The organism is Roseimaritima sediminicola, assembly GCF_009618275.1.
Classification (GTDB): Bacteria; Planctomycetota; Planctomycetia; order Pirellulales; family Pirellulaceae; genus Roseimaritima; species Roseimaritima sediminicola.
Genome location: NZ_WIAD01000158.1, coordinates 1 through 559, shown reverse-complemented (window position 1 = coordinate 559; position 559 = coordinate 1). Strand labels below are relative to the sequence as shown.

1 protein-coding gene is annotated in these 559 nt (G+C 53.8%); it reads right to left on the bottom strand.

Going from position 1 to position 559, the window contains the following annotated elements:
* A partial coding sequence (locus GE027_RS22690) for a transposase (protein ID WP_261344082.1) occupies positions 1-559 on the bottom strand: 559 nt, incomplete at both ends.

Genomic DNA, 559 nt, shown 5'->3' with positions numbered 1-559 from the left:
GGACAGCAGAGCCATCAGCATCGTGGCTTCGTTCGCTTTGAAACTTTGCTGAGACAAGTGAACCCCGATTGCAGCATTGAACTCCCCGAGACGATCTTCGAAGGTACCTCGTCGACGATAGTGAGCGAGAACTTCTTGGCCGCTACGCGCCGCTTCGTCCCAGTTAGTCACGAGGAAAAAATACTGCGGGATGAGGTCAAGCTGTCCCGTCCGCGGGTCAGGTTTGTCGACAACAACCAGAATCAATCGCTGAGCGTACTGCCAAGAGTCGGCTTGATAACTCCCCAGCTCAATGACGTCCTCGTAACCGCCTGCTGGAGGCCTTCCAGGTCGACGACTGAGGTGCTCTCTTGCCATTCGATCAAGCTTCGCATTGGATTTCAATCGACCGATGAAACGACGTGTTTTCTTGGACAGTGCGTCCATAACCGTGCCGATCGTGTAGCCAGCATCAAGTCGGTATTGAACATGCTGGGCAATACGATGAGCTTTCTGGTCAACGTTTTCGACGAAGCGGTTCATGCCGTTGGCAGTGTGAACTTGGCCCTGGCGAAGTGTC